At 53.5% G+C, this 23,304-nt stretch carries 20 protein-coding genes; 1 reads left to right on the forward strand and 19 read right to left on the reverse strand.

Features of this window, described 5'->3' with window-relative positions; translation table 11 throughout:
- Nucleotides 1-25: 25 nt before the first annotated feature.
- From MKX76_RS12805 to MKX76_RS12885, 17 genes are all read right to left on the reverse strand, one after another.
- A complete protein-coding gene (locus tag MKX76_RS12805; RefSeq protein WP_341033896.1) occupies nt 26-1,474 on the reverse strand; it encodes a polysaccharide deacetylase family protein in 1,449 nt (482 codons plus the stop codon).
- A gap of 658 nt (nt 1,475-2,132) precedes the next feature.
- Nucleotides 2,133-3,041: a hypothetical protein gene (locus tag MKX76_RS12810; RefSeq protein WP_034275207.1), complete on the reverse strand. Its 909-nt coding sequence runs from the start codon at nt 3,039-3,041 to the stop codon at nt 2,133-2,135.
- Between the two features lie 19 nt (nt 3,042-3,060).
- Nucleotides 3,061-4,422: a nucleotide sugar dehydrogenase gene (locus MKX76_RS12815; protein ID WP_341033898.1), complete on the reverse strand. Its 1,362-nt coding sequence runs from the start codon at nt 4,420-4,422 to the stop codon at nt 3,061-3,063.
- Between the two features lie 200 nt (nt 4,423-4,622).
- On the reverse strand, nt 4,623-5,417 hold the full coding sequence (locus MKX76_RS12820; protein WP_007133102.1) for a response regulator transcription factor: 795 nt from the start codon (nt 5,415-5,417) through the stop codon (nt 4,623-4,625).
- Nucleotides 5,418-5,469: 52 nt separating this feature from the next.
- Nucleotides 5,470-6,837: a glycosyltransferase family 2 protein gene (locus MKX76_RS12825; RefSeq protein WP_007133103.1), complete on the reverse strand. Its 1,368-nt coding sequence runs from the start codon at nt 6,835-6,837 to the stop codon at nt 5,470-5,472.
- 43 nt (nt 6,838-6,880) lie between these two features.
- On the reverse strand, nt 6,881-8,074 hold the full coding sequence (locus MKX76_RS12830) for a HEAT repeat domain-containing protein (protein ID WP_028407312.1): 1,194 nt from the start codon (nt 8,072-8,074) through the stop codon (nt 6,881-6,883).
- Nucleotides 8,075-8,122: 48 nt separating this feature from the next.
- Complete coding sequence (locus MKX76_RS12835) at nt 8,123-10,357, reverse strand: hypothetical protein (protein ID WP_341033899.1); 2,235 nt, start codon at nt 10,355-10,357, stop codon at nt 8,123-8,125.
- 782 nt (nt 10,358-11,139) lie between these two features.
- Complete coding sequence (locus tag MKX76_RS12840) at nt 11,140-11,421, reverse strand: HPP family protein (protein WP_341033900.1); 282 nt, start codon at nt 11,419-11,421, stop codon at nt 11,140-11,142.
- Nucleotides 11,422-11,514: 93 nt separating this feature from the next.
- Nucleotides 11,515-12,534 carry a potassium channel protein gene (locus tag MKX76_RS12845; RefSeq protein ID WP_007133106.1) on the reverse strand — a complete coding sequence of 340 codons (1,020 nt, stop codon included), beginning with the start codon at nt 12,532-12,534 and terminating at the stop codon, nt 11,515-11,517.
- A gap of 38 nt (nt 12,535-12,572) precedes the next feature.
- The gene (locus MKX76_RS12850) at nt 12,573-12,965 is read right to left on the reverse strand and encodes a DUF350 domain-containing protein (protein ID WP_007133107.1); all 393 of its coding nucleotides are present in this window, start codon (nt 12,963-12,965) and stop codon (nt 12,573-12,575) included.
- Nucleotides 12,962-13,639 (reverse strand): hypothetical protein, encoded by a 678-nt coding sequence (locus MKX76_RS12855; protein ID WP_007133108.1) that lies wholly within the window; start codon nt 13,637-13,639, stop codon nt 12,962-12,964. Before MKX76_RS12855 ends, MKX76_RS12850 begins: the two co-directional genes overlap by 4 nt.
- Entirely contained in the window at nt 13,640-14,839 is a 1,200-nt protein-coding gene (locus MKX76_RS12860; RefSeq protein WP_341033901.1) for a glutathionylspermidine synthase family protein, read from the reverse strand.
- Nucleotides 14,836-15,525, reverse strand: a complete 690-nt coding sequence (locus MKX76_RS12865; protein WP_007133110.1) for a hypothetical protein — start codon at nt 15,523-15,525, stop codon at nt 14,836-14,838. Before MKX76_RS12865 ends, MKX76_RS12860 begins: the two co-directional genes overlap by 4 nt.
- A gap of 23 nt (nt 15,526-15,548) precedes the next feature.
- Entirely contained in the window at nt 15,549-15,767 is a 219-nt protein-coding gene (locus tag MKX76_RS12870; RefSeq protein WP_007133111.1) for a hypothetical protein, read from the reverse strand.
- Between the two features lie 295 nt (nt 15,768-16,062).
- Nucleotides 16,063-16,302, reverse strand: a complete 240-nt coding sequence (locus MKX76_RS12875; RefSeq protein ID WP_007133112.1) for a glutaredoxin family protein — start codon at nt 16,300-16,302, stop codon at nt 16,063-16,065.
- 17 nt (nt 16,303-16,319) lie between these two features.
- On the reverse strand, nt 16,320-17,348 hold the full coding sequence (locus MKX76_RS12880; RefSeq protein ID WP_341033902.1) for a hypothetical protein: 1,029 nt from the start codon (nt 17,346-17,348) through the stop codon (nt 16,320-16,322).
- A gap of 201 nt (nt 17,349-17,549) precedes the next feature.
- A complete protein-coding gene (locus MKX76_RS12885) occupies nt 17,550-19,127 on the reverse strand; it encodes a cobyric acid synthase (protein ID WP_445669852.1) in 1,578 nt (525 codons plus the stop codon).
- A gap of 391 nt (nt 19,128-19,518) precedes the next feature.
- On the opposite strand from MKX76_RS12885, the gene MKX76_RS12890 reads away from it, so the two are divergent.
- On the forward strand, nt 19,519-20,493 hold the full coding sequence (locus MKX76_RS12890) for a hypothetical protein (protein WP_007133115.1): 975 nt from the start codon (nt 19,519-19,521) through the stop codon (nt 20,491-20,493).
- 52 nt (nt 20,494-20,545) lie between these two features.
- Here the strand turns inward: MKX76_RS12890 and MKX76_RS12895 are convergent, their stop codons facing one another.
- Nucleotides 20,546-21,604 carry a Gfo/Idh/MocA family protein gene (locus MKX76_RS12895; protein WP_341033904.1) on the reverse strand — a complete coding sequence of 353 codons (1,059 nt, stop codon included), beginning with the start codon at nt 21,602-21,604 and terminating at the stop codon, nt 20,546-20,548.
- 104 nt (nt 21,605-21,708) lie between these two features.
- Nucleotides 21,709-23,274, reverse strand: a complete 1,566-nt coding sequence (locus tag MKX76_RS12900; RefSeq protein WP_445669853.1) for an extracellular solute-binding protein — start codon at nt 23,272-23,274, stop codon at nt 21,709-21,711.
- Between the last annotated feature and the right edge of the window lie 30 nt (nt 23,275-23,304).

A 23,304-nucleotide genomic window follows, 5' to 3' on the forward strand; every position in this document is an offset into this window, starting at 1 on the left:
CATTCCATCCCCATTTTGCAATTTGTTATTCCTGGATCATGTCCGCCATCTTCACAAATGTATAGCCCTTCTCCTTAAGTCCTTCCAGCACACTTGGCAGTGCTTCGATCGTATGGATGTCATCGAGCATATGAAGCAGGATGACACTTCCCGGCTCCGTCTTCGTCATGACCCCGCGAACAATGTCGTCCGCGCTGTTGTTGACGTCCCAATCCAGCGTCGTGACATCGTACATGGCGATTACCGGATAACCTGTTGCCGCCAGCGCCTTGGCGCGCACATCGTCGACGACGCCTGTTGGTGGCCGGAACAGCATGACCGGCTGCTCCTGAATGGCTTCCGTGATGACTTGGTGAGCTTTTACGACATCTTCTTGCAGTTCCTCCGGAGTAAGAGTGGTCACGACGGGATGGCTGTAGGAATGGTTGGCTACATCATGACCGCCTTCCACCATGGCCCTGGCCAGGTTCGGGTTGGACTCAACGCCCTTGGCCCGCAGGAAGAAGGTTGCCTTGACATCGTGCTCCGCCAGAATGTCCAGAATCCGGGTCACTGTTTTGTCACTGCCAAAATCGTCAAACGTCAGCGCCACCTCTTTGCGGCCCATGTTCACGTTGTATACCAGCTCATACTTCGAATTTTCATAATCGGGATTGATCTTGGCTGCATCGTAACCGGGAATTTGCTCCAGCGGCTTGCGGACGCCGCCGTTGTTCACCAGCTCGTCCAGTGTTACAAGCGAATACCCGATGTCACTTGCAGCCTCCGCGATATATTTCACGGCACCGACCACTTCCGGATTGATATCCGTATTCAGTGAAATAACTCCGCCCCTGGACATATACCTGGCAATATACTCGCCAATCTCTTGAGCGCTTTGCATGTTGCGGTCCTTCGGATTAATGTTGTAGCTTACGACGGCCTTCATCCCTAGATGCGCGGCCGCCAGCGGAACATCTTCAGAGTAGTCGCCGGATCGGGTCCGAACATACTGGGGCTGAACACCCGTCTCGCGCTGGATGACATCGTTCGCCAGACGAATCTCCTTGTATACCCCGTCATAATCGAGCTTGCTCATATCGAGCGCGTTGAGCGTATTGTTCTCGATCTCATGTCCTCTGGCCAAAATCTCCTTCGCGATATCAGGCTCCTCCGCGACTCTCATCCCGGGAAGAAAAAAGGTCGCCTTGATATTGTATGTGTCGAGCTCGTTCAGCAGTGCCTGCATCGTCTGTTTGTCCCCCATGCCGTTAAAGGTCAAGGACAGCTCTTTTCGCGCCGTATACACGAAATCGATCTCCCGGCTTTTCTCGCCGGTGAACCGTTCGACCTTGGCTGCAGGCTCCACCGGGCCGGGCTCCTCCTTGGTTGCAGCAGATCCTCCGAAGAGGCTGCACGCAGGCAGCAGCGACAGAACGACGACGATCAGGATACTGCGTAACACGGCCCGTGATTTTGTAGATATTCCATTCATATTTATACTCCTTCTATTCATTGCGGGACCTTAGTCTCCCTTCTAATTTCCTAATTAGAATATAGATTATTTTTTCTAATTGCGACAGCTTTTCTCAATTTTTTTCATCAATTACTTTCATTTTCAAAGAAACTCGACATGAAAATCCCGCTTCACCTGTTCTTTTGCGAGCGATAGTTGATCGATCCAGCCGCATGCCATTGATCAGTATATAGAGGCACTCTAAATAAAATCTGAATAAGTCGGAATATGCAGAAGGACGCCATAGGTCGAAGGAAAGCCGCTATCGGCCCGTAATCCGCGTCTCCACCCACTTTATCCGTTCAAAAAATTTTTTTTCGAAAAATTTTGGCAGCGGCTCAAATCCCCCAGGATGTTTTCGTAGCGCATCGATTTTGACGGTATCCGCAGCTGGTTATAGAGAACAAATAATATAGAAACAAAAAATTAGAAACAAAAAAATTAGAAACAAAAAAATTAGAAACAAAAAAACACCTTCGCCCGTCTATGAAGACGTCGAAGGTGTTTTTGCGAAACACGAAGTCTCAATCATTAACATACCGCTTCCGGTTCATTGATGCAAATCTTTTATCGTCGAGAATCAAAGCCTATTATTCACGGATCGGAGCAAGGGATGAATGTCCGGATAGTTGCCTCTCTACTGCTCATCCTCAGCCATCGCCATGTTCTTGTGCACCCAAGCCTGATAATGATGGACCGCGATGCCGGCAAATGACGGATGCTCGCTTCCGAGCGAGGCGGCCCGTTTCGCTTCGTCCTCCATTTCTCCCCGGCTCTTGGCATAGAAGGTGAGATGCTCTCCTTCATCCGTATTGGCAAGCTCCATCCCGATCCAAACCGATTTGCCAAGCTCATCCGCCTGCTCCAGCTCCTCCTTGGACAGCTCGTACATCTGCTCGCCGCTGTCACGGTAAGCCATGATTGCGATCGAATCCGTACGCTCGATCATCCAGCGGCTGAAAGAGCCCGCTTGGTTGCCTTCCGGCCCCGGTACGGAATCCAGCCAGAAAGGAACAGCCGCGCTAAGGGGAAGGGCGATGCGCTCGGCCTCCTGCACCCAGGCTTCCAGGTTGGCGCTCCACTCCTTCACCACCTGCGCCTGCTCGCGATCCCAACGCTTCAGCACGTAAGGCTCCACATCCAGTTGCACACCCTGAAACCGCTCCTCCGGCGAGGCTGCTTGGTTGTAGGCCTCAAGCCAAGACAACAGCTTAAGCCCTTCTTCGCGGCCGTTTTCGTAAGCCCACTCCGGGTGGCCGTCCAGCGCGTGAACCTGGATGCCCTGACGCGATGCCGCCGATATAAAGCGGCGATACTCCTCCTCCTGCACATCCTGCTGGATCTGCAGGAAGATCGTCGTTATTCCGTGATTCACGCTGAACGCGACAATTTCCTCCGTCTCGTTCCGAATCAGACTTGCATCCCACAGCCAGGTCGCCTTGTTCTGATTCACCTTCTCGGAATGGGGAAGAAAGAGGATCAGCAGCAAAAGACCGATGAGGACCGCAAGGATGCCGTACTTTGCTTTTGCGTGGTTCAACCTCATTCCTCTCCTTTCGATGTCTTTAGATCAGAACCGCTTCGTCCGGCTCGGTCACATGCTGGACGGAATGGCCGATTTTATAGATATGCGGACGCGCGTAATCCTTAAACGCATTTCGCGTATCCAGAATCGGAACACCAAGGGATGCAATGGTGCCGTAGTCCAGCTTGCTGTGATTCGTGATCAGCACGATGCAATCGTAGCTGCGGAATCTGGCCAGATCGTATTCCACGCTGCGGACCGTCACCCCATTCTTGTCGACAAAGCTGCTGGCGTACGGATCGTAGTACTCCACCTTGGCCCCGTTTTCCTTGAACAGCTCATATACCTCAAGCCCCGGTGACTCCCGCAGGTCGCTGATATCCGGTTTATAGGCCATTCCCAGCAGCAAAATGTTGGAGCGCTTGACCGATTTCGCATATTCGTTCAGTATCGTTGCCGTCTTGTTAATGACGTAGTAAGGCATATTGTCGTTGGTCGATTGGGCCAGCTCGATGAATTTGCTGTAGAAGCGGAAGCCCTTCGCCTTCCAGGACAGATACATCGGATCTAGCGGAATGCAGTGTCCGCCGATGCCCGGTCCCGGGTAGAACGGCATGAATCCGAACGGCTTCGTAGCGGCGGCATTGATGACTTCCCAGACATCGATCCCCATCCGGTCGCACATCATCGCCATCTCATTCACGAAGGCAATGTTCACGCTGCGGAACGTATTCTCCAGCAGCTTCGACATTTCGGCTACTTTCGGGTTGCTGACCGGAACCACCGTCTCGACATACTGACGGTAAAGCGCAACGCCCAGCTCAAGGCAAGCTTCGGTCGTGCCGCCGATCACCTTCGGGGTATTCCGCGTATTGAACTTGCTGTTGGAGGGATCCACCCGCTCCGGCGAGAAGCACAGGTAAAAGTCCTTGCCGACCTTGAACCCGAGCTTCTCGATCTCATGCTGGATCAGCTCCTCCGTCGTTCCCGGATAGGTTGTGCTCTCCAGCGTAATGAGCAGATTAGGTTTCATGAATCGCTTGATTTGATCGACCACCATCGTAATATAAGACGTATCCGGGTCCTGGTTTTCGCTGAGCGGAGTCGGTACGCAGATGCTGACTGCGTCGATCACCGCGATCATGCTGTAGTCGGTCGTCGGCTTGAAGCGTCCGGTCTCCATGCATGCGGCTAGCTCCTCTGACGAAATGTCGGTAATATACGAATCGCCGCGGTAAATCCGGTCAATCTTGTTCGGATCAAGATCGATCCCGACAACCGTGAAACCCTGCTTGACCATTTCTACAGCCAGCGGCAGTCCCACATAGCCCAGTCCCACAACACCTAATACCGCCTTTTTATTCTCAATGGCGTTCAATAAAGTTTCGTATTCTTCGTTCACAAGCATTCAACCTCCATCGGATGTATAGTCTGTTCGGTCTGCCTGAAATCCTTCATTTAGAAGGATCTCAAAAATATACAGTAGGTCTCTCTTTCTTATGGGAGGCACGGCAATGATGCAGCTTGCAGCCTAAAAAGCTCGATTTCCCGCTCCCATGAACATTTCGCCTGCGGTGAGTGAACCGTTGAAGTCCACCCGCTTTAGTGAAGGCAGCGCCGGATGCGGGCATCCAGCTCCACCGGCGAGAATGGCTTCGTCACATAATCATCCACCCCGCTCTGGAAGCATTGACTAATCGTTTGCTCGACGCGCTTCTCCGTCAGCACAACGATTTTTGGCGGATGTTTCATATCAAGCTGCTGGATATGATGAATGAACGGAAGGCCGTCAATCCCATACAGGTTCAGCTCGGTCAGCACCAGATCCGGCTCCCATTTCGGGATGAGCTCCAACGCTTCCAGACCGTCCACGGCCTCCAGCGTTTCATAACCCTGCATCGTAAGCCGAATTTGGAGAAATTCCCTAACCGCTTTGTCCTGATCCACGATCAGGATGCGGCTTTGAGCGCCGCCTGTATCCTCTTCCGTGAATATATGAATGTCGGAGGATATGCTGAGACGCGCGGTCTCAGCCATCTGCTTCATCGTCTGCATCGACGGCGCCTCCTGTATGGCCGCCAGCGTAATCCGCGGATCCGCCTGCTGAAGCCGGCTTTGCAAGTGCTGCTTCAGCAGCAGCGCCTGATAGTGGGCCGCATCGAGCGTGAATCCCGGCATAACGACGGCAAGCACGCCCGTGCTCTCGTCCCGAAGCACCTCCGTTTCCACGCCCGGCAGCTGATCCACGAATTGCTGAACGCAGGACTCCGTTCCGGGCTGGCCTTCGCAGTACAGAAACAGCAAGGCTGCGCCGCTTTGGTGTTCTCTCACTTCCTCCTCCAGACGGCCGTAAAAATCAACCGCCTGTCCACGTTGCAATGTTACGGATTGAGACATAACTGCTAGTCCCACCTCTCTTTATTTTTTGATGTGAACTTTGGGCCTGATGTCATGCCGCTTCCTTCTTATCTTTCCAGCTCTGCCGCGTCATGGTCCCCCATGAATTGTTGTTTTGCAGGTATTGGATATGGCCCTGTACTCTCCACAGCACACCCAGTTGATGATAACCGACGAATTTCAGCGCCGAGAACAGAAGCATTTTCACCAGGTCGGACAGCTTCGTGTAGCGGCGGAAGGCGATTTCCTCAAGCAGGAGTGCGCCGATGCTGAGCAGATAACCACTCAGGAAATTCACCAATCCGAATACCAGCAGCACGTGCCAATTGGTCATATCCAGCATGACATATCCAAGCAGAGCCAGAAGGCCCGTAATTCTGAAGTAAGGGTTTAACGCTTCAAAAATAACGTTGTAGGGCATCGTCAGGAGCCCCATGACTTTGTACTTCGGATTGAATACCATATCGCGGTTCTCAATCATGTTCTTCAGGTTACCGCGTCCCCAGCGCTTGCGCTGGTTGGACAGAATGTTGTACGTGTCCGGCGCCTGCGTCCAGCACACCGCTTCCGGACAAAAAGCGACGCGGTATCGGATTTTATTCTCAAGCATATAGCGGTGCAGCTTGATGATGATGTTCATATCCTCGCCGGGATAGCCGCCCCGGTAGCCGCCTACAGCGATTACGTAGTCTTTGCGGAACATGCCGAAGGCGCCGGAGACGATAATCAGGCCATTGATCTGACTCCAACCGATCCGTCCGCCCAGGAAGGCTTTCATATATTCGATCGATTGGAACATCGGCCACATTTTGCGCGGCAGGGATACGTTCTTGACCGCTCCGTTCTCGATCACGCAGCCGTTCGCGATCCGAACGTCGCCGCCGATGGCCACCGTCTCCTCCGGATTCTCCATGAACATCCGAGCCATTCGGATCAATGCATCCTTCTCCAGCAGGGAATCCGCATCAATCGAGGAAATGAGCGGGTAACGCGAAAGATTAATGCCCGCATTCAAGGAATCGGCCTTGCCGCCGTTCTCCTTGTCGATGACGTACAGATGCGGATACTGCGGGTTGTAATAGACCCCTCGCACTGGTTTGGTCTCGAGCCTTCCGCGAACTTCCGGATTAGGCAGCAGCGTCAGCTCGTATTCCTTAATCAGCACATCGAGCGTCCGGTCCGAGGAGCCGTCGTTGATCACGATTACCTCATAGGTCGGATAATTGAGCGTCATGAGACAGCGGACGTTCTCCGTGATGGTCAACTCCTCGTTATATGCAGGAACCAGCAGCGAAACCGACGGGACGAGCTCCGACCCCGAGAGCGTATTATATTTGGAATAGGACGCCCGTCTGTAAATATCCCAGATGTTTCTGAAAGAAAGCATAATTATTACAAAATATAGCGCGCTGACGGCCATGACGTAGTAAATCGCCACCGTGCCGTAAGTGAGCAGGATATCCCTAAGCAGTGTAATCCCCTCCTACTCCTGCAACTGTTCCGATCCGTTTACTTGGTTGAATGCCGAAGTAACGGTCATAAACAAGCTTTTTCTTATTGAATGCCACCATTTGCTCGACCTCTTCATGGTCGCCTTCCTTCGCCATGATCCGTTCAATCCGGTACAGCGCCGTCTCTCTCGCAGGACCTGTGCCCGTAAGAGCGGCCTGGCACAGCGTTTCGAAGCCCTGCTCGCCCAGCATCGCCAAGCTTTCCGCACTATTGTTGCGGACATGCCAGTTCTCGTCCTTCAGCGCCTCAGCCAGTAGCGGAATGCTTCCGGCCGCATGAAGCCTTCCGAGCGCTTTGGCTGCCGCTGCCCGGACCTCCCAGGCATGATCGCGCATGAGCGCAGCGATCGTATCGTCTTTAAGCGCCGGATTGGAGCCCAGATACAGCTTTACCGCCTCGGCCCGCACATCCTTCTCCTCAGAGCCGACCAGCCGGTTCAATGTAGGAACGGCTGCCGGAACAGCCTGTCCCCACATCGCAACGAGCGCCACCTTGACGAGTCCCGGGTCCTGATCATCCAGCAGCTTGCGCATCAAGCTTGGAGCGTCCAGCCGAGTCTCAAGCAAAATGTCGGCGGCCATATGATGAATGGCCTTGCCGTACGACAGCAACCGCGACAGCATTTCACGGATTTGCCGCTGCTCATTCGCGCTCTTGGCAATCGCTCTGGCCAAGATGATGGTCTGCGGTCCGTAACGGGTCCGGTTCATCAGCTGCTGAAGCTGCGGTACCGCCTCTTCGGCACGCATGCCCCCGAGCCGGTACGCCGCTTCAATGCGGCGTCCTTTGCGCGGGCTGGACAACGCCCGCAGATCCTCTTCCACGAAGCCCGCTTCCCTGCACAGGTGAAGGAGCTTCTCCCTCGCTTCTCCCTTGAACTGCTCGATCCATTCGATGAATTTCGCCTGGATGACCCTGCGCTCGGCACGGGTCAGCTTCCCTGGCGGCAGCTCAAGCTTGATATCATCATGCAGATGGGCCTGAACATAAACAAAGTAATCGTGATGCTTGGCAGCATAATGCTCCATTTCCCGCTGCTCGGCATTATGCTTGATCTTCATGTAGAACAGCACAATGATTCCGGCTGCAATCAGGCCAAGGCAAACATAGATAAATCCGTAGGCCAAGGCTAAATTTGAAAACATAATCGAGTGCCTCCTCTTTATATTTAGCATCTGGCCGCCCTCGAGAACTTAAGGCAGACGAGTGAATATTTCCTGCATATCGTAATAGCTTTGCTTCAAGCGCTCACTGTACACAGGCGTTTCCCACAGCTCCCAGGTGTACGGCTGAATCTTCCCGAGATCGATCTCCCGTGTGTCCGCCGCAGGGTCTGCCGACCCGTCAAGCTCCGACCGCTTCGCGATCCATGGAGCAAGTTTTATTCCTTCGGTTGTCACGGTCGAAAACTCCCGTTTATTTTTGAGCGGACTGTAATCGACCACCTGAAGAGAGCTAGGGTCTCCGAAGCCCAGCAGCATCCAAGGAATGCGCATCTCCACGAATCGGTCCTTGGACTGCCAAGCAGTCAGAGAGTTGAAATCCGGGGACTCCGGATCACTGCTGCCCCGCTTGAGCATGCCCACCGTCTCGTCAATGAACGGGTGTGCAAACCGTGTGTCCGGCGGGTTCATCATCAGACTGATCGCCAGCTTCCAGGCATGGAATGTGCCGCCTGGGACGATCGGATCATCCTTGCTCCCGGCTTTCGGTTTCTCCGGCAGCATCCAATATCCGTCCTTGCCGTACAAACGGCTGTGGAAATCATAGGACGGCGCGATGCTTACCTGGGATTCGTCATCCTGACCAAGCTGGATGAGCGTCTCCAGTTCGCCCCCTGTAAGCGATCTTCCAGCAAGCTCCTTCTTGGGAATATCCCCGCCGGGAATCGTATCCGCTCCGATGAACAGCTTGGAATCTTCCGGATCGAAGGCTTCCTCAAGCTCCATCCCGATATACAGGTATGCTTCATCATGCGTAAGCTTCATTCCCTTAACGCCCGGGGCCGTCCCTTCCCACTGTTTGACCTCTCCCTCAGGAAGCTTATCCCAATCGGCCAAATCGCCGTCAATGGAAATCTGCCCTTCTTTTCCCGGCTGCATGGCGAGAACGCCGAACATCTTCTCGTTCGTCAGCACATTCAACCAGAATGCCCGCCGGTCTGCCGGTATTTCAAAAGGCATCGTATTCCATGTTTTCTTAAACCATTCGTCCTGCCACATGAACAATATCGCCCCGGAATAGCCTTCATCGAATATCTCCTGGGTCAGTGAGGCATTAATTTCGCCCTGCTCGGCTTCATCATGCCCCCCTTGATCCCGACCGCCGGGGCCGTGGTGCGAGACGCCGATCGATGATGGCACGCCGTACTCGGTAACCATGATCGGCATATCGTCATATTCCGCTTTCAGCTTGCGGAGGTAGGCCTTGTAGGTGTTATATCCTCCATTCCCGTCCGGAATCGTCTGCAAGGTTTTGTCGGTACGGAAGAAATCCGGATAGTAAGGATACACGTGATAGGCCGCAAAGTATCCGGCACTCCAGTTAACCGGTTCAATATGCCGGGCATCGACGGACACCAGATCCTCTTCAAACAGCGGCTCACCCGGATGTTCCAGCACATCGGTCGTGACCCAATTCGTAAAGGTCATCGGATGCTGCCAGCCGTACTTTTGCTCTTGCTGAGCCGTATAATCCAGCAATGAGGCAAGCCAGTTCTCGAAGGGACTCGCATCCTTTGTGCCGGAGAAGAATGCCCCGTCGTATCTTGGAGCATCCTTATGTACCCTGTTCGTGTTGTCGACCATGGACGGATCCCATTCGGTTCCCAAATGCCAGGCCATCAAATATTTGCCCGCATTCGTCTTATACTCGCCGCTTGACTGTCCATGCTTCGGCTCTACGGTAATATCGCCGTATACAGCCGCAACCGCCTTGGAAATCTCGGCTTTAAACGTCTGCACAATCTCTTCGTCGTATGCATCCCGACGCTCGATCAGCTGCTCTTCCGGAGACCATATCCCCTGCATGAAATAGAGGGGATCCTCACCCTTGTCCCGGTTGTACTTCACCAGGGCCGAGTAGAAGACCGGATTGTGTACGGTGTAGACCCTAATGACGTTTGCTCCCATATCATCAATCTGTTTGAACCAACGCAAGTAGTCTTCTTCGGTTGCCGGCAGCGCACCCGGAAAATGTCCCGGAACGGTCGCGCCGAGATTGACGCCCTTGGCGAATATCTCACGCCAGCTCTCATCTTCCCCGTACACAAGGAAAGAAGTGCCTTCCGTTTTGAATTTCATCTTCACACCGTCCGCTCCCGCATACGTCGTTATGACCGGACGGAAGTTTCCGAGTATTACAGCGGCACCGCTCAGAAGCACTATAGTGCACAGTGCTGCGGCAACCCACCATTTTCGTCTGCTCATCGTCTTCTTCGTTCACCTGCCCTTTCAATCCATAATGATTGCGTACCGGCTTGTTCGTGAAGACGGAGCTGCTACTCGTCATTCTACGGCCGATACACGCCCGATACCATATTTCTTCTTTACTAACTTTTCCCATTGGAATAGTAGTCATAAAGAAGTAAAACCTTCAATCATTCGTGGTTCTCCCCCGAAGCATGCTTTGCTCTTCTCTCAGCCGTGCTGTTTGACAAGATTGCATCCGAATGTTAGCTCGCTGCGTGTCTAAAAAATTGGACGCTGTTTAACCCGAAGAATCCCTATACAGCAGTACATGAGATGAGTTCAGCGTAATCACGAAGGTTTTCTGAAAATTTTCGTGAATCGTTAATATAAACGCAGAAAAATTGCTAAAGTTCCGGTCGTTTTTACATCTTTATCCATAGTTATTACAAAATTGATACCTTAGTCTTATAAAAAAACGGCTGAGAACCGCATTCCATCAAGGTTTGTAAATATTATCCATATCTACAAAATAAGAATAGAGTCCCGTACCGGGTTGGTTTTTATTCTATAGTTTTACAACTCAGGTTCAAGTGGTAATCCTATCCTATTTTTCCGGGATGCTGTTTCGAAATCCGCTTTTTATGGTATATGTATTAGTTACAAATTCTTAATTATCGCCGCCGCAACAAAGAAAGGATCCATTCCCGGTCGCCGCATGTCCATGGAACTGATCCTCCAATATAAAGATATATATTGCCTGTGCATCCATTAATTTTACAAAGCAAAAAAAGGATGTACCCTCAAAAAGCTGGATATCTCCGCTGCTTTACCGCATGATTGGCCAGAAGGGCAACCGGCACAATGATGATTGCTCCGGCCAGCACCGAGGTCAGCAGAAACGACCAGCCGCTTCCGGCCTTCATGACGACCAGCGGGGCAACGCTTGCCGGAGGATGGGCCGTACGGTCGGGATCGGGGCGGCGGCCTATGAAGCAGAGGCCCTCTCTCCTAGAAAGCTTAAGCGATTTCCTATGAAGCAGGAGAGAAGCAGTGAGCATCTGCTCATGGACCTTTCGGGCCAATGACGTCCTTTTCATCCCGAAAATGGACCTAAAAAAAAAGCCCCCGCCGGCAAGATTGTCATCTTGAGCGCGAGGGCTTACGAGCCTTTACCTTTATTCTTTATCTGCGATTCTCCGATATGTCGCCTCATCCGAAACGATATAGAGCCGTGCATCCCCGGGAATCGGCTGTCCCAGCTTGCGGTTGATTCCCAGATCGCTCCGGTCGGCGATCAGCGTTGCGCCCTGACGGAGCAAATCCTGGAAAGCATCGCCATAGGTCTTCCAGACGCTGCTCACCGGAATCTCGTAAATGTCATCGCCAAACGAGCGGCTCAGCAGCTGCATCAGTACATCCGAGTTGCCTTCCTGCAGCGCGGCGCGGACCGCTAACCGGGAAACGGCATCGTGCGACAGCACAAATTCATTCACATCAATATGACGAAAATTCTGAACATTCTGCTCCTGCACGATCTCAACCGTCGTATGCACTTTGGGCGCAAGCCGCTCGATGCTCGAGGCGATGAGAAGCGACTTCCCATCGATCAGCGAAGCCTCGTCAATCCGCGAATCGGCAAAGATGATCGCCGCTTTCGCCTCATGGATATTGGCTCTGGATAACGTATCATCTGCAGCCGGGTCCCCGCTAACAAAATGCACCTGCTCGAGATGCTCAACCGGATGACGTCCGGATTCGTCGATAACGACGATGCCCGGTGCCGAATCATAGGACAATATTTCATCGATGGCGGACTGTGCTTTTTTGCTCCAATTGATAATGATGACATGATCTTTGCCGCGATAATTCAATCTGCCCGCTCCTCTCTGTCGCTGCATGCTGCCGAAAGCTTCTACGATCTTCCCGATCACCAGGCTGAGGAGCCCGATGCCGAAAATATACAAAAATATCGTCAGCACCTTACCCGGTACGGTGACGGCATAATAATCGCCATAACCTACCGTTGCCATCGTGGTCAGCACCCAGTACAGCGCGTTGAACCACGTTTTATAGGTATCCGGCTCCAGCAAATAGGCGGCGGTTGCGCTCAATGCGACAAACAGCACCACGATGCAGGTGATGGTGGTTTTGCGCAGACGCATCATTTTTAAAGACCATTTTAGGATAAAATGCACCCACTACTGCTCCTCTCCCGCATTTGCTGCACGAAGCTTTAGATGATCAGGCTGCTTACAGCAAAAGCCGTGCCGATAAACACCATCGCAAGCAAAATGCCGATGGCCATATTCCCCTTCTGCAAATGCTCGGAAATATTCAGGCCCGGCGTTACGAGCTCAAACACCCAATAGACGACGATCAGGCACACATACCCGACGGCAAACCACAGCATCATGTGCCAGATCGATGAATTCGTATAGGCGGAGACGCCCAAGATGATCGCCGTTCCCATAAACTTGCCGCCGAAGGCCAGCCCTACGGCCGCGTTCCCCTTCTTCAGCTCTTCCATGTCGTTAAACCGGGTCATCCAGCTGAATACTAGCATCCCCAGCAATTGAAGCAGAATCATGCACACCACGCTAACTGCGATATTGATAACAACCGTCACTCCGCCCACCCCCGAAATTTTGCATAGGCCAAGTCGTAATCGGCGAAGTCATGTACTTCCTCCAATACAACATCAACCGTCTTCTCTTTTTCCATTGCTGTATAACGCTTCTCGTCGATCGGCTGCTTGATCCGGTTCCCCGTCGGCAGCTCGATTACGGCAAAGCGTCTTGTTTCGTTTTTATGCGTCGTTGCGTACACGCCTACCAGCTCCACATCCGTTTTGACGATGACTTTGAGGTTGGTCAGATCTGCCTGGGCCGATTTCTCATCCTTGTAGGATTTGATCGTCTGCCAAGAGGATAAGCGGATATTATTCCGCTGGTTCTCGTCGGTCGTCAGCTCGGCGTCCATAAACTGCAGCGTCCAGATCTTGTCCCCGGTCGCATAGTTGCCGTCGTTGGGCAGCAGCTCATTATCCGGCAGCACGGTCATATCCCCGCCGATCAGATCACCCACGGTGCCCTCGACAATCCGGTAATCCCAAGGCACTCTTGCCGTAGAAATGGATTCCTCCCCCGAGCTCCCGGTATGAAACACCGTCTGGCTGCTGGAGCACGCGCTCAGCACGAATAAAAGCATCAGGCTTGCCGCCAGCCATCCGTATGCGGCAAGCGAGAATCTGCGTTTCCTGCGAGGCGCAGCTTGGTGCTCCTTTCCTTCATTCCATTCCATTTACTTCACTCCTATTGCGATAAAATGGCTCGTATTTCCCGTAATCAGACCGCCCGCCCGTCCCAGCAGCCCGCAAGGCGTGCCATTCAGGATGAACAAGCCTGTTAATAGATGAAACTCGCCCTCCGCTGTGCGGATTCGGGCCAGCTCGGCTCGCTGCTGATAGACCGTCGGGAACATTACACTGGTGTCGTAACCGTCCTGATCCTCTACCTCCAGCTCCCCCGAGTTATCGTACAGCTTTACCGAGCCGCCTTCCCTGCCGAACATCGACTTGGAGACGAAATTGCCGGAGAATACCGGTTTGTTATAGGTCGGGAGCATGTATTTCTCAATGGCCTCCCGTTCCTCCGGACCGAACAGCAGTCCCAGCTCGAACATGCCCCAGATCGCGGCCATCAGACCTTTGGACTGCATCAGAATGCTGTGCGGCGGATTAAACAGCGCAAGGTTTCCGGTCTCAATCGCGTAGGCCAGTGCGTCACCGCCCTCATCGACGGACATCCACTCCTTTGGATACAAGGCAAACATCCTGCGGATTTCCCGGTTGTCGCCGTCCCTCAAAACGCCTTCGTCCACCCACAGATCCAGGCAATCCACCAATCGGACGTCCAATCCGCTGTGCCGGACCAAAGCCTCAATCGTACCGGAATCCTCCAGGTGCTCGCCATAGCCGATGCAGGCTGCCGTATCCGGCCGCTCCACGCCCCAAGCCTCTGCAACCAGTCCAGCCATCCGGTCATTCACGGATCGGATGCCTGCTTGACGGCATAGCCAAGGGGTGGCAATGGAGGCCTCCACATAACCGGTAGGCGTGTCGGCATTCAGCTCGAGCAGCTTGATCGCACCGTCATGCGAAACCGCAAAATCGAATCGGGCATAGCGGCTGATCAGCCCTTCTTCCGGTATGGGGCATCGATCGAGCATTTCCCATAGAATTTCCGGGATGCCGATCAGATGGTAAATATGATGATTGCCGTGAATATAGCGAACGGTCTTGTCCACGATCCGCCACAGCATGGAGGCCGCAGCCTCGAGCTCATTGTAAACGTCTTCGTTCATCGTCACGATCTGGTCGATCCAGTACGGCTCCTCTTCCAGATCGGCCCACGTGAACCCGAGCTCGGCAAGCTGCTTCACTCGCTCGCTCCGGTTATGGGCCGGCTGTCCTGCGACTTCAAACACGCCCGAATCGGTCATCCGCCGAACCCGCCCGATCTTGAGCTGGATTTAGAGCTGGACGACGAGCTGAAGCCGCTGGACTTGCCTCCGATTCCTCCGGATTTGGAAGAGGTCGAGCGCCGAACGATCGTCCCGGAAGACGAGGTCGAGGTCTTAGGACGTACGTTGGAGTTGACCACCGGCTTGTTCTGAAAGGCGCCGCTTGTGTACGTGCGTGGCTTGTATGGCTTGCCGGTGTTGGCATAATAGCCGCGGTGATTATCGTACCAGCCTCTGGATGAGTAATAGGACCCGTTGTTAAACAGCATATGGTAGAGCAGCAGATCGTCCCAGCCGAAGCCGGCATTGTATCCGCTGTAGTTATTGATGACCGTCGTGCCGCCGGAGCCCGACCCCGTCGAGCCTTCCTCGGCTTTCTGGAAATCCTCCTCTTCCGGGAACGGGATGTTCCAGTCGGTATGCTTATCGAAATATTTCTTCACTTCCTCGGTCGACCATGAGACCAGCTTCGGCTCATCAGCCGAAGATACGGCTTCCGAGGCCAGTTCGTTCGGGTTGCCGGCTGCGGTGGCTCCGGATACCAGAAACGCATTGGCGAGCAGCGCGATGCCGAGCGAGCTCGACAGGACGCGAATCGGCTTGCCTTCCGGTGTCAGCCATTTGGATGCCGGCGATTCCTGTTTGTCTTTTTCATTACTCAACATGATTGCTCCTTTCGGACAAAGATTCACACATTCCGCATCGGAACGAGCAGCAGCTCCAATTTTCCGGAATCTACATTCAGCCTGCCTTCAATCGTCTCATATTCCTGGCCGCCCGCTACGATATAATTCACGTGTTCGAGCGCCGTCACCATGTTCATCGTCCATGTCCGCTCCTCAATCTGCCGGAGCTCTCCGTCCGGCTTCTTCTCGAACAGAATGACATTCATGCCGTTATCCAACATAATCTCCCTCCTTCAAAGCTTGGTGAATATTGATACGTGACATATCTCCGATCGTTTCATGATTCCTCTCGATCCATGATCAATCGCCGTTTTCCTAAGAAAGACACAAACCATATAATAACACCCCTACTGATTTTTGACACCTGTGAATTTGGATTAAACTTCGAAAAATTTTCCCGGCGGTAAGCACGAAAGCGACCGCTCCATCTGCTCCGGCGCAACGAAAAAAAGCGCGGCAATCCTTGTAGGATCGCCTGCGCTTCTTCCCCCACCAGCCATGGGTGAAACAGTTTTTTTATGGAATCAGCTTTCGAATCTCGTCCAGGTTGTCGGCAAAGCCGATAAACACCCGGCCGTTGATCACGATCGTCGGTACGATTGATTTTCCGGTCAGCTCCCGTACTTCTTCGGCGTAAGCCGGATTTTCTTCACAGTTGTATTCCGTATACGGGACGTTCCGTTCCTTCAAATAACGTTTGGCAAAATTGCAGTCGCTGCACGTTGGTATCGTATATATTTTTACCGCTTCGGACATATCGATCACTCCTTGATTTATTGGATTTCTACCACAAACGCAGTCGTAAAGACCTCGTTCTTATGCTGAAATTGTCCCCAGATTTTGTAGATGCCGCTATTCGGAAAGATTGTAGCGAACTCCGCCTTGGGTCCGGTTCCGTCTTCATCCACCGGATGCACGTGAATGTATTCCTCCGCATCGGCCGACAAAATAACGACATGGCCGATTGCGCCCAGGTACGGCTCCAAATTATCGATGCCTTGCTTGGTTTCCGCATCCTGAAATTCGAAGGCGAGCACAGCCTCTTCATTCGAAAGCGTGTTGCTGAGCGATAGCTCGACCCGCTTGCCGTCCACTTGCTGCACGAGGTTTGTCGGCTTGATCGGTGCATGCGCCTGTTCCTCTCCTGCGACCGTTACCCACTCGCTAAGTGTTGCCCCATGAGCGCCCTGGGGAACGAAATCCGCGAACAGCTTATACTTCCCGCCTGCCGGAAATGTTGTGTTCACGGTAAAGACGCCGTTCTCCAGATAATCGGGATGAATGTGCTCAAAGTACGACAGATCGTGGTTGACGATGATCAGATGCATCAGCTTCTCATGATTAACATCGAATTGCTGCACCGGCTGCCCATCCTTGTTGGTAATCTTGATGGTCAGCTCCGTGTCGCTGCCTGCGTTCAGCGCCCCGTTGAATTGGAAGGCCGCCTTGTAGTCGTCCGACGAAACTCCATGCCCTGCCCCATGCTCTGCATGTGCTCCATGTCCTGCATGTGCTCCATGTGATGCGTTTGCCGTATGCGTTCCATGAGCCTCTGATGTTCTATGACTTCCTCGCGCCTCGTGCGGCTCTTGCACATCTTGTATGCCATGTGCTGAAGCTTCTTCGGCTTCATGCGCTCCATGCTCGCCTTGCCCGTCAAGCTGCGCCTCACGGCCGGCCTTATCCTGCGGGGATCGTTGGTTTCCGGAACTTGAGTCTCCCCCTTTCGGATCATCACATCCCGTGAAGAAACCGAAAGCCAGCAGGGTTGTTAATGTCAGAAAAGCCATTTTCTTACTCATCCGCGATCACTCCAATCCTGTAGGTGTACACTTGCATGAATGCTTCTTTGCTTGTAGTTAGTATACCCCCCTATCCTATATTTAATCAAGGGTAATGTTCATTTGGGGAGCAAAAAATTGAAAATCGACGCAAAATAACACCATGCCGTCGGCATGGTGCCACTCCAACTTTATTATTTATATTCCCGTTTGAAAATCCATTTATTCCTGGATGACCCGCTGCCTTAATCCGCTCATCGCATAGATTTTGTCCATATCCAGATGGCTTCGCACGATGCCCGCTACCCGGTCGAATTCCTCTAGCTTGCGGCTGCGTGCGTTGAAGGTTTCCCCGATCGGGGCCAGCCCTTTCTTCAGCCGGATGCCGTTCAGCCATGCCCTGCGCAGCTCGTCATTGTCAAACAGGCCATGCAAATAACTGCCCCATACCGAACCGTCCGCAGTGCCCAGTCCCTCCGAGTGACCTTCCATCGGATAAGAATCGGCGTTCCCATCGGGGCCGGGTCCCATGATGAACAGCGGTGCATACGCTCCATCCTCGCTTGACCCGCTCCATTCACTGATCCCCATATGAATCTCGTACGCTTCAATGGGCATATCGGCAGCGGGAACCGGAGTGCCCAGTGCTAAGGGATGCCCCTGCGCCAGCTTTCCCCGGACCCGAACGGTTCTCTTCTCTTTTCTGAAGATCGTCGTCAGCGGCAGCAGCCCGAGCCCCTCCGCTTCACGTGCGCCTCCTTCCACCGCATCCGGGTCGGATAGACGCTTGCCCATCATCTGGTAGCCGCCGCAAATGCCGACAATCTGTACATTTCTCTCCCGCGCCCGGTCCATAATGCACTGTGCCAAGCCTTGCTCCCTCAAAAATTCCAGATCGCCGATCGTATCCTTCGAGCCCGGCAGGATGATGACATCCGGCTCGCCCAAATCATCCGCCGAGCTTACAAAGCGGACTTGGACGTCCTGTTCGCCGGCCAATGCATCCGCATCGGTAAAATTCGAGATCCGCGGATACCGGATGACCGCGATATCGAGCTCTTTCCGCGGTCCTGAGCGAAGCGCAAGCTTCTCCAGCACGACGGAATCCTCCGCCTCAATGCGCATGTCCGGAATGTAGGGCAGAACCCCGAGCACCGGAATGCCTGTGCGCTCTTCGAGCCAATCGAGGCCCGGCTTAAGCAAGGCAACATCCCCTCGGAACTTGTTGATGATGAAGCCCTTCACCCGCGCTGCCTCATGGGGCTCCAGCAGCTCGAGCGTACCGACGATAGAGGCAAACACGCCCCCGCGGTCGATGTCCGCAACGAGGATTACCGGGGCGTCGGCCCAGCCCGCTAAATTCATATTGACGATGTCCCGGTCCTTCAGGTTGATCTCTGCCGGACTCCCAGCTCCCTCCATCACGACAATGTCATGCTGCCGGCGCAGTCGTTCAAGTGCCTCGAGCACAATGTCCTTTGCTTTCGGCAGGAACCGATTCCTATAATCCATCGCGCTCATCTGCATTTCAGGCACGCCATGAATGACGATTTGGGACGTCATGTCCTTCACCGGCTTGATCAAAATCGGATTCATATCGGTCGTGGCAGCGATGCCGCAGGCTTCAGCCTGAACGCCCTGTGCCCGCCCAATCTCTTTTCCGTCTGGCGTCACGTACGAATTAAGCGCCATGTTTTGCGATTTGTATGGAGCCGGCCGGTAGCCGTCCTGGAGAAAAATGCGGCACAATGCCGTCGTGACAATGCTTTTCCCGACATCCGAGGCCGTTCCCTGCAGCATAAGCACGGCTCCCCGCTCTTCACGCCCCTTCATGGGCGTACCCGCTGCTTCCGTTATGTATTTGAGATCGCCGCTCTCATGCTGTGTCTCGGGATGATCGTAGTCACGGCGAGTCTTGTCCTCGAACGGTCGAGGTCCTCCCACATCGCTTTGCTTCATCTGTGTCACTCTTTTCCTTTATTAAACTTAGGTTAGGACCATTATAACAAAACAGCGTTTAGGATCGCTCCATCTTTCGCGTCTGAAGAAACGATAGGTTCGTCCGTCTGACCGTTCTTTATGGGATAAATTTTTCACAAGGAGGGATATATTCGTCCAGAATATACTTTTTAAGTTAATTTTGTATTATCTTGGATAGGTGATTAGAGTGGTTAAGGGAGGAACATAGTGAATGGTAATGCATTTCTCCAAGATTAGCAACTTCTATGTGCACGTAAAATGGTTTACGGATAGCTTCGAATGGGACCCCCTGCCTTTCTCCCGCATCGTCACCCCGTCCTTCCTGTTCTGGCTAGCGTTTACCGTCCTGATGCTCTGGCTCGCCTGCGCCGTCTCCGGGCCGATCAGCCGTGCGCGTCCGATCCTGCGAATTCATACATGGCTATGCCGAATGAAGCAGCACACCCAGCTCATCCTGCGAACCGGCCTTGGCATCGGGCTTCTGCTGCAGTTATTCAGCGGGTCTTACCTTGCCCCCGAATTCACCATCAAATCGATGTGGATCGTCCTGGGGCTATTCATTGCCGCCGCCTGTCTGGCCAATACGAAAACGTTAAAAGTAAGCGGTGCCATTCTGTTCTTGCTGTATATCCAAGCTTCGCTGGAATACGGGGTTTTTCACGCCTTGGATTATTTGATGTATGTGGGGATCGTTTATTGCCTGTTCGTTTATGACACGCCTTTCATGAGAACCGCTCCCGCCGTCCTCTATATATGTATGGGGTTCTCGCTGTCCTGGCTCGCCATGGAAAAGCTGACCATGCCAGCGCTTGCCTGCTCCGTCATGGGCAGCTACGGACTTCCCACCTTCGGTTTTACCCTCGAGCAATTCGTGTTGATCAGCGCCTTCGTTGAGATCGGCTTGGCATGGGCCTTTATCATGGGAATTATGAACCGCTTTACCGCACTGCTCGTCACCGGAATCTTCTTCATGACAAGCCTTGTATTCGGTCACATCGAGGTGATCGGCCATACGATCATCCACACGCTGCTGATCCTGTTCGTGATCGAGGGCACCGGAGGTTTACGCACACCTGTAGAATTCCACCGTAAGCCCATACTCAGATACCTTTTTGTAACCGTTAACTTTTGCTTGTTCCTGTTTGTTTTAATGCCGCTGTATATCTGGATGGGGAAAGCATGGTGAGCGGGCATCAGCGCACGACAAGTCACACACGCTTAAACCGGTCGGGATACGCTCAATCCGCCCTAAGCCGGACGGCAGACTTGGATTCGCTTGCTCTGACGACGGCATCCAGCACCTCCTGGTTCCGGTACCCGTCCATAAAGCCGGGCACGCCGTCTGCCGGGGTCCCTCTTAAAACGGCGGCAAAGTCGGCATACTGCGTGACCTTGCAATGAGCCGGCACCTCGACGAGTGCTCTCGCCAGCTGTCCGCCCTCTTCCTCACGGATCCACACGATGTGGTCGGGGTCAAGCGTTCCCGCATGAACCGTCCCCAAATCGCCGTAGATCGTTACTTCATGCTGGTTGCCCGAGCCGAATGCATTGCGCGACGTTTGGAACACGCCCATAACGTCCCCTGTCATCCGGGCCTGAAAGCTTGCGAAATCATCGACCTCAATCTTCGCCATCGCTCCCGTGACCGGATCGCGGCGTTCCGGAACGATCGTCTGCAGCTGGGCGGTCAGCTCCTCGAACTCTCCGAATAGAAAGCGCGCCATGTCGATCATATGCGAGCCGAGATCGCCCAGAGCCCCCGTCCCGGTGACGGCCTTGTTATACCTCCACATATACGGGACCTGTTGATGCGGGACGCCAAAGCCCTGGAGATATTGGTGGGAGAAATGCCGGACCGTGCCCAGTTTCCCGGAACGCACGATCTCCCGGGCATAGCGGAATGCCGGCGTATAACGATACGTAAAGCCGATCATGACCGGGACCGGATGTTTCTCGTACAATTCCAGCAAGGGCACAGCCTCCTCGAAGATCCGCGTAAACGGCTTCTCCGCCAAAAAGGGTTTTCCCGCATGAAGGCATGCACTCATGATGTCGGCATGCACGTTATTCGGCGTCACCGAGACGACCGCGTCCACATCCGGGTCTTCGATCAGTCCCTTATAATTCGCGTAGCGCTTGCCGTCTTCGATGCCGAGCTGATCGCCGACTCTCGCCATCGCGTCCCCGTTCACATCGCTGACGGCAACAAACTCATACACATTCTCTGCTTTCATCCAGCGGATATGCTCTTGCGCCATACCGCCGAGTCCAATCAAACCGATCCGAAACTTGTTCATGTCTAACGCTCTCCTCTTGTTCTTAAAATGTAGATTGCCCCGCGCAAAACGGCGGCGGCCCTGCCTATTCGCATCTGCAGGGCCGCATTCGCCTTATACTGGCATCACTTTGCGCTGGTATACCGTTTATAAGCATCCTTGCGAATCTGGAGCAGCCGCTCCAGTCCCATTTCGTTCAGCTTATTCACATAAGCGTCCCATTCCTGATCAATGTTGCCCTCCGTAATCCATTTTGCCCGGGTTGTGCTGACATAACCGTCGATATCGGTCGTCAGCGTAGGCAGCTCCTGGAATTCCTCCGCACTGTACATGACGTTCGGGAACGGGGTGGTCACATAATCGCTGCCCAGCTTATCGATGACCAGCTTCAAGCCGTCTCCTGTCGTTTCGTCCAGGATGATATTGCGCTCAAAGCTCGGGCTGACGTACTTCGGTCCAAAATCGCGAACCGACTGCTCCCAGTACCAAGCATCCGCGCTCGTTCCCTCCGGCGGATTCATCAGCGTGTACGTACCGTCGTCGTTTTTCTTAATGACGGTGCCGATCGCGCCCCAGAAATTCTGGATGCTGGCTTCATTGGTATAGAACTGGTCCGCCCAGCGCGCCGATACCTCCGGATGCTCGTTGGAGGTCGTAATGAGCAGCTGGTTCCGCCGCAGGCTCAAGCCGCCCGGCTCTCCGCCCTGATAGCGTTTTCCGTCAGGACCGGCGATCGGTGGAATGGCGATGTATTGATCCTTCCACTTCCCGAACACGGCATCGGGTACCCACTGATTGGAGAAGCCGATCAGCGGAGCGTCGGGATTCTGCTGCTTGGCCGTCAGCATGGTGTTGTCCTGGGTGAACACCTCCTGGTCGATCAGACCTTCGGCGTACAACTGATGCGCCCATTTTATCGCTTCTTTATAATTTTCCGTAATCGGATAGTATACGGGCTCCCCGTCCACCACCATCATGCTGTTGGCATTGATGTCGGTGATGCCGAACGGATTGTATAAATCCACGCTGATATCCCCGGAACCGCTGACCGGGATTTCATCGGCTTTTCCGTTCCCGTTCGGATCCTGTTCCTTGAACGCTTTGAACACCTGGTACAGTTCTTCGGTATTGTCCGGTACGTCCAATCCAAGCTTGTCAAGCCAGGTCTTGTTGATGATCGGCTGGATCGACGATTCCGGTCTGGACGGGAGCCGTGCCGGAAGGGAGTAGATCTTTCCGTCCGGGAAGGTGCTCATCTGTTTCATCTCCGGCGTCTCTTCCATCGCTGCCTTTAAATTGGGCATGTACTGGTCGATGTATTCGTCGAGCGGCCGGAAGTAGGACAGATTGTTGACGATATCGGAATCGCTGAACACAATATCCCCGAAAATGATGTCCGGGAGCGTCCCGCTTGCCAGCATGATCGATTTCTGTTCGCCCCAGTCGTTCGAGGACATGATCTGCCAGTTGATTTTCACGTTGGTTTGCTTCTCCAGATCTTTCAGCCATTGATTCTGAAGAAACGTATCCCCCATATTCCCCCATCGAACGGTCAACACGTCCAGCGTGATCGGTTCATTCACGATCGGCAGCCCTTCTTCATTAAAAGCCGCATCCGGCTCCGCCGCCGGTTCCTTGCCGCCGCCGCTGCACCCCGCCAGATTAAACACCAGCATCAGAGCCAGCAGCATCGAAACCGCCGTCTTGACCGGAAATGCCTT

This window comes from Paenibacillus sp. FSL R5-0810 (genome assembly GCF_038002285.1).
Taxonomy (GTDB): domain Bacteria; phylum Bacillota; class Bacilli; order Paenibacillales; family Paenibacillaceae; genus Paenibacillus_AQ; species Paenibacillus_AQ lactis.

Excerpts from the sequence above, each read along its gene's own strand:
- MKX76_RS12865 (WP_007133110.1), bottom strand. The coding sequence starts at position 15,525 with ATGTTGAGTAATGAAAAAGACAAACAGGAATCGCCGGCATCCAAATGG.
- MKX76_RS12830 (WP_028407312.1), bottom strand. The coding sequence starts at position 8,074 with ATGTTTTCAAATTTAGCCTTGGCCTACGGATTTATCTATGTTTGCCTT.
- MKX76_RS12835 (WP_341033899.1), bottom strand. The coding sequence starts at position 10,357 with ATGAGCAGACGAAAATGGTGGGTTGCCGCAGCACTGTGCACTATAGTG.
- MKX76_RS12900 (WP_445669853.1), bottom strand. The coding sequence starts at position 23,274 with ATGCTGCTGGCTCTGATGCTGGTGTTTAATCTGGCGGGGTGCAGCGGC.
- MKX76_RS12875 (WP_007133112.1), bottom strand. The coding sequence starts at position 16,302 with ATGTCCGAAGCGGTAAAAATATATACGATACCAACGTGCAGCGACTGC.
- MKX76_RS12885 (WP_445669852.1), bottom strand. The coding sequence starts at position 19,127 with ATGCTGCAGGGAACGGCCTCGGATGTCGGGAAAAGCATTGTCACGACG.
- MKX76_RS12890 (WP_007133115.1), top strand. The coding sequence starts at position 19,519 with ATGGTAATGCATTTCTCCAAGATTAGCAACTTCTATGTGCACGTAAAA.
- MKX76_RS12810 (WP_034275207.1), bottom strand. The coding sequence starts at position 3,041 with ATGAGGTTGAACCACGCAAAAGCAAAGTACGGCATCCTTGCGGTCCTC.
- MKX76_RS12805 (WP_341033896.1), bottom strand. The coding sequence starts at position 1,474 with ATGAATGGAATATCTACAAAATCACGGGCCGTGTTACGCAGTATCCTG.
- MKX76_RS12895 (WP_341033904.1), bottom strand. The coding sequence starts at position 21,604 with ATGAACAAGTTTCGGATCGGTTTGATTGGACTCGGCGGTATGGCGCAA.
- MKX76_RS12860 (WP_341033901.1), bottom strand. The coding sequence starts at position 14,839 with ATGACCGATTCGGGCGTGTTTGAAGTCGCAGGACAGCCGGCCCATAAC.
- MKX76_RS12870 (WP_007133111.1), bottom strand. The coding sequence starts at position 15,767 with ATGTTGGATAACGGCATGAATGTCATTCTGTTCGAGAAGAAGCCGGAC.
- MKX76_RS12855 (WP_007133108.1), bottom strand. The coding sequence starts at position 13,639 with ATGGAATGGAATGAAGGAAAGGAGCACCAAGCTGCGCCTCGCAGGAAA.
- MKX76_RS12880 (WP_341033902.1), bottom strand. The coding sequence starts at position 17,348 with ATGAGTAAGAAAATGGCTTTTCTGACATTAACAACCCTGCTGGCTTTC.
- MKX76_RS12825 (WP_007133103.1), bottom strand. The coding sequence starts at position 6,837 with ATGGCCGTCAGCGCGCTATATTTTGTAATAATTATGCTTTCTTTCAGA.
- MKX76_RS12820 (WP_007133102.1), bottom strand. The coding sequence starts at position 5,417 with ATGTCTCAATCCGTAACATTGCAACGTGGACAGGCGGTTGATTTTTAC.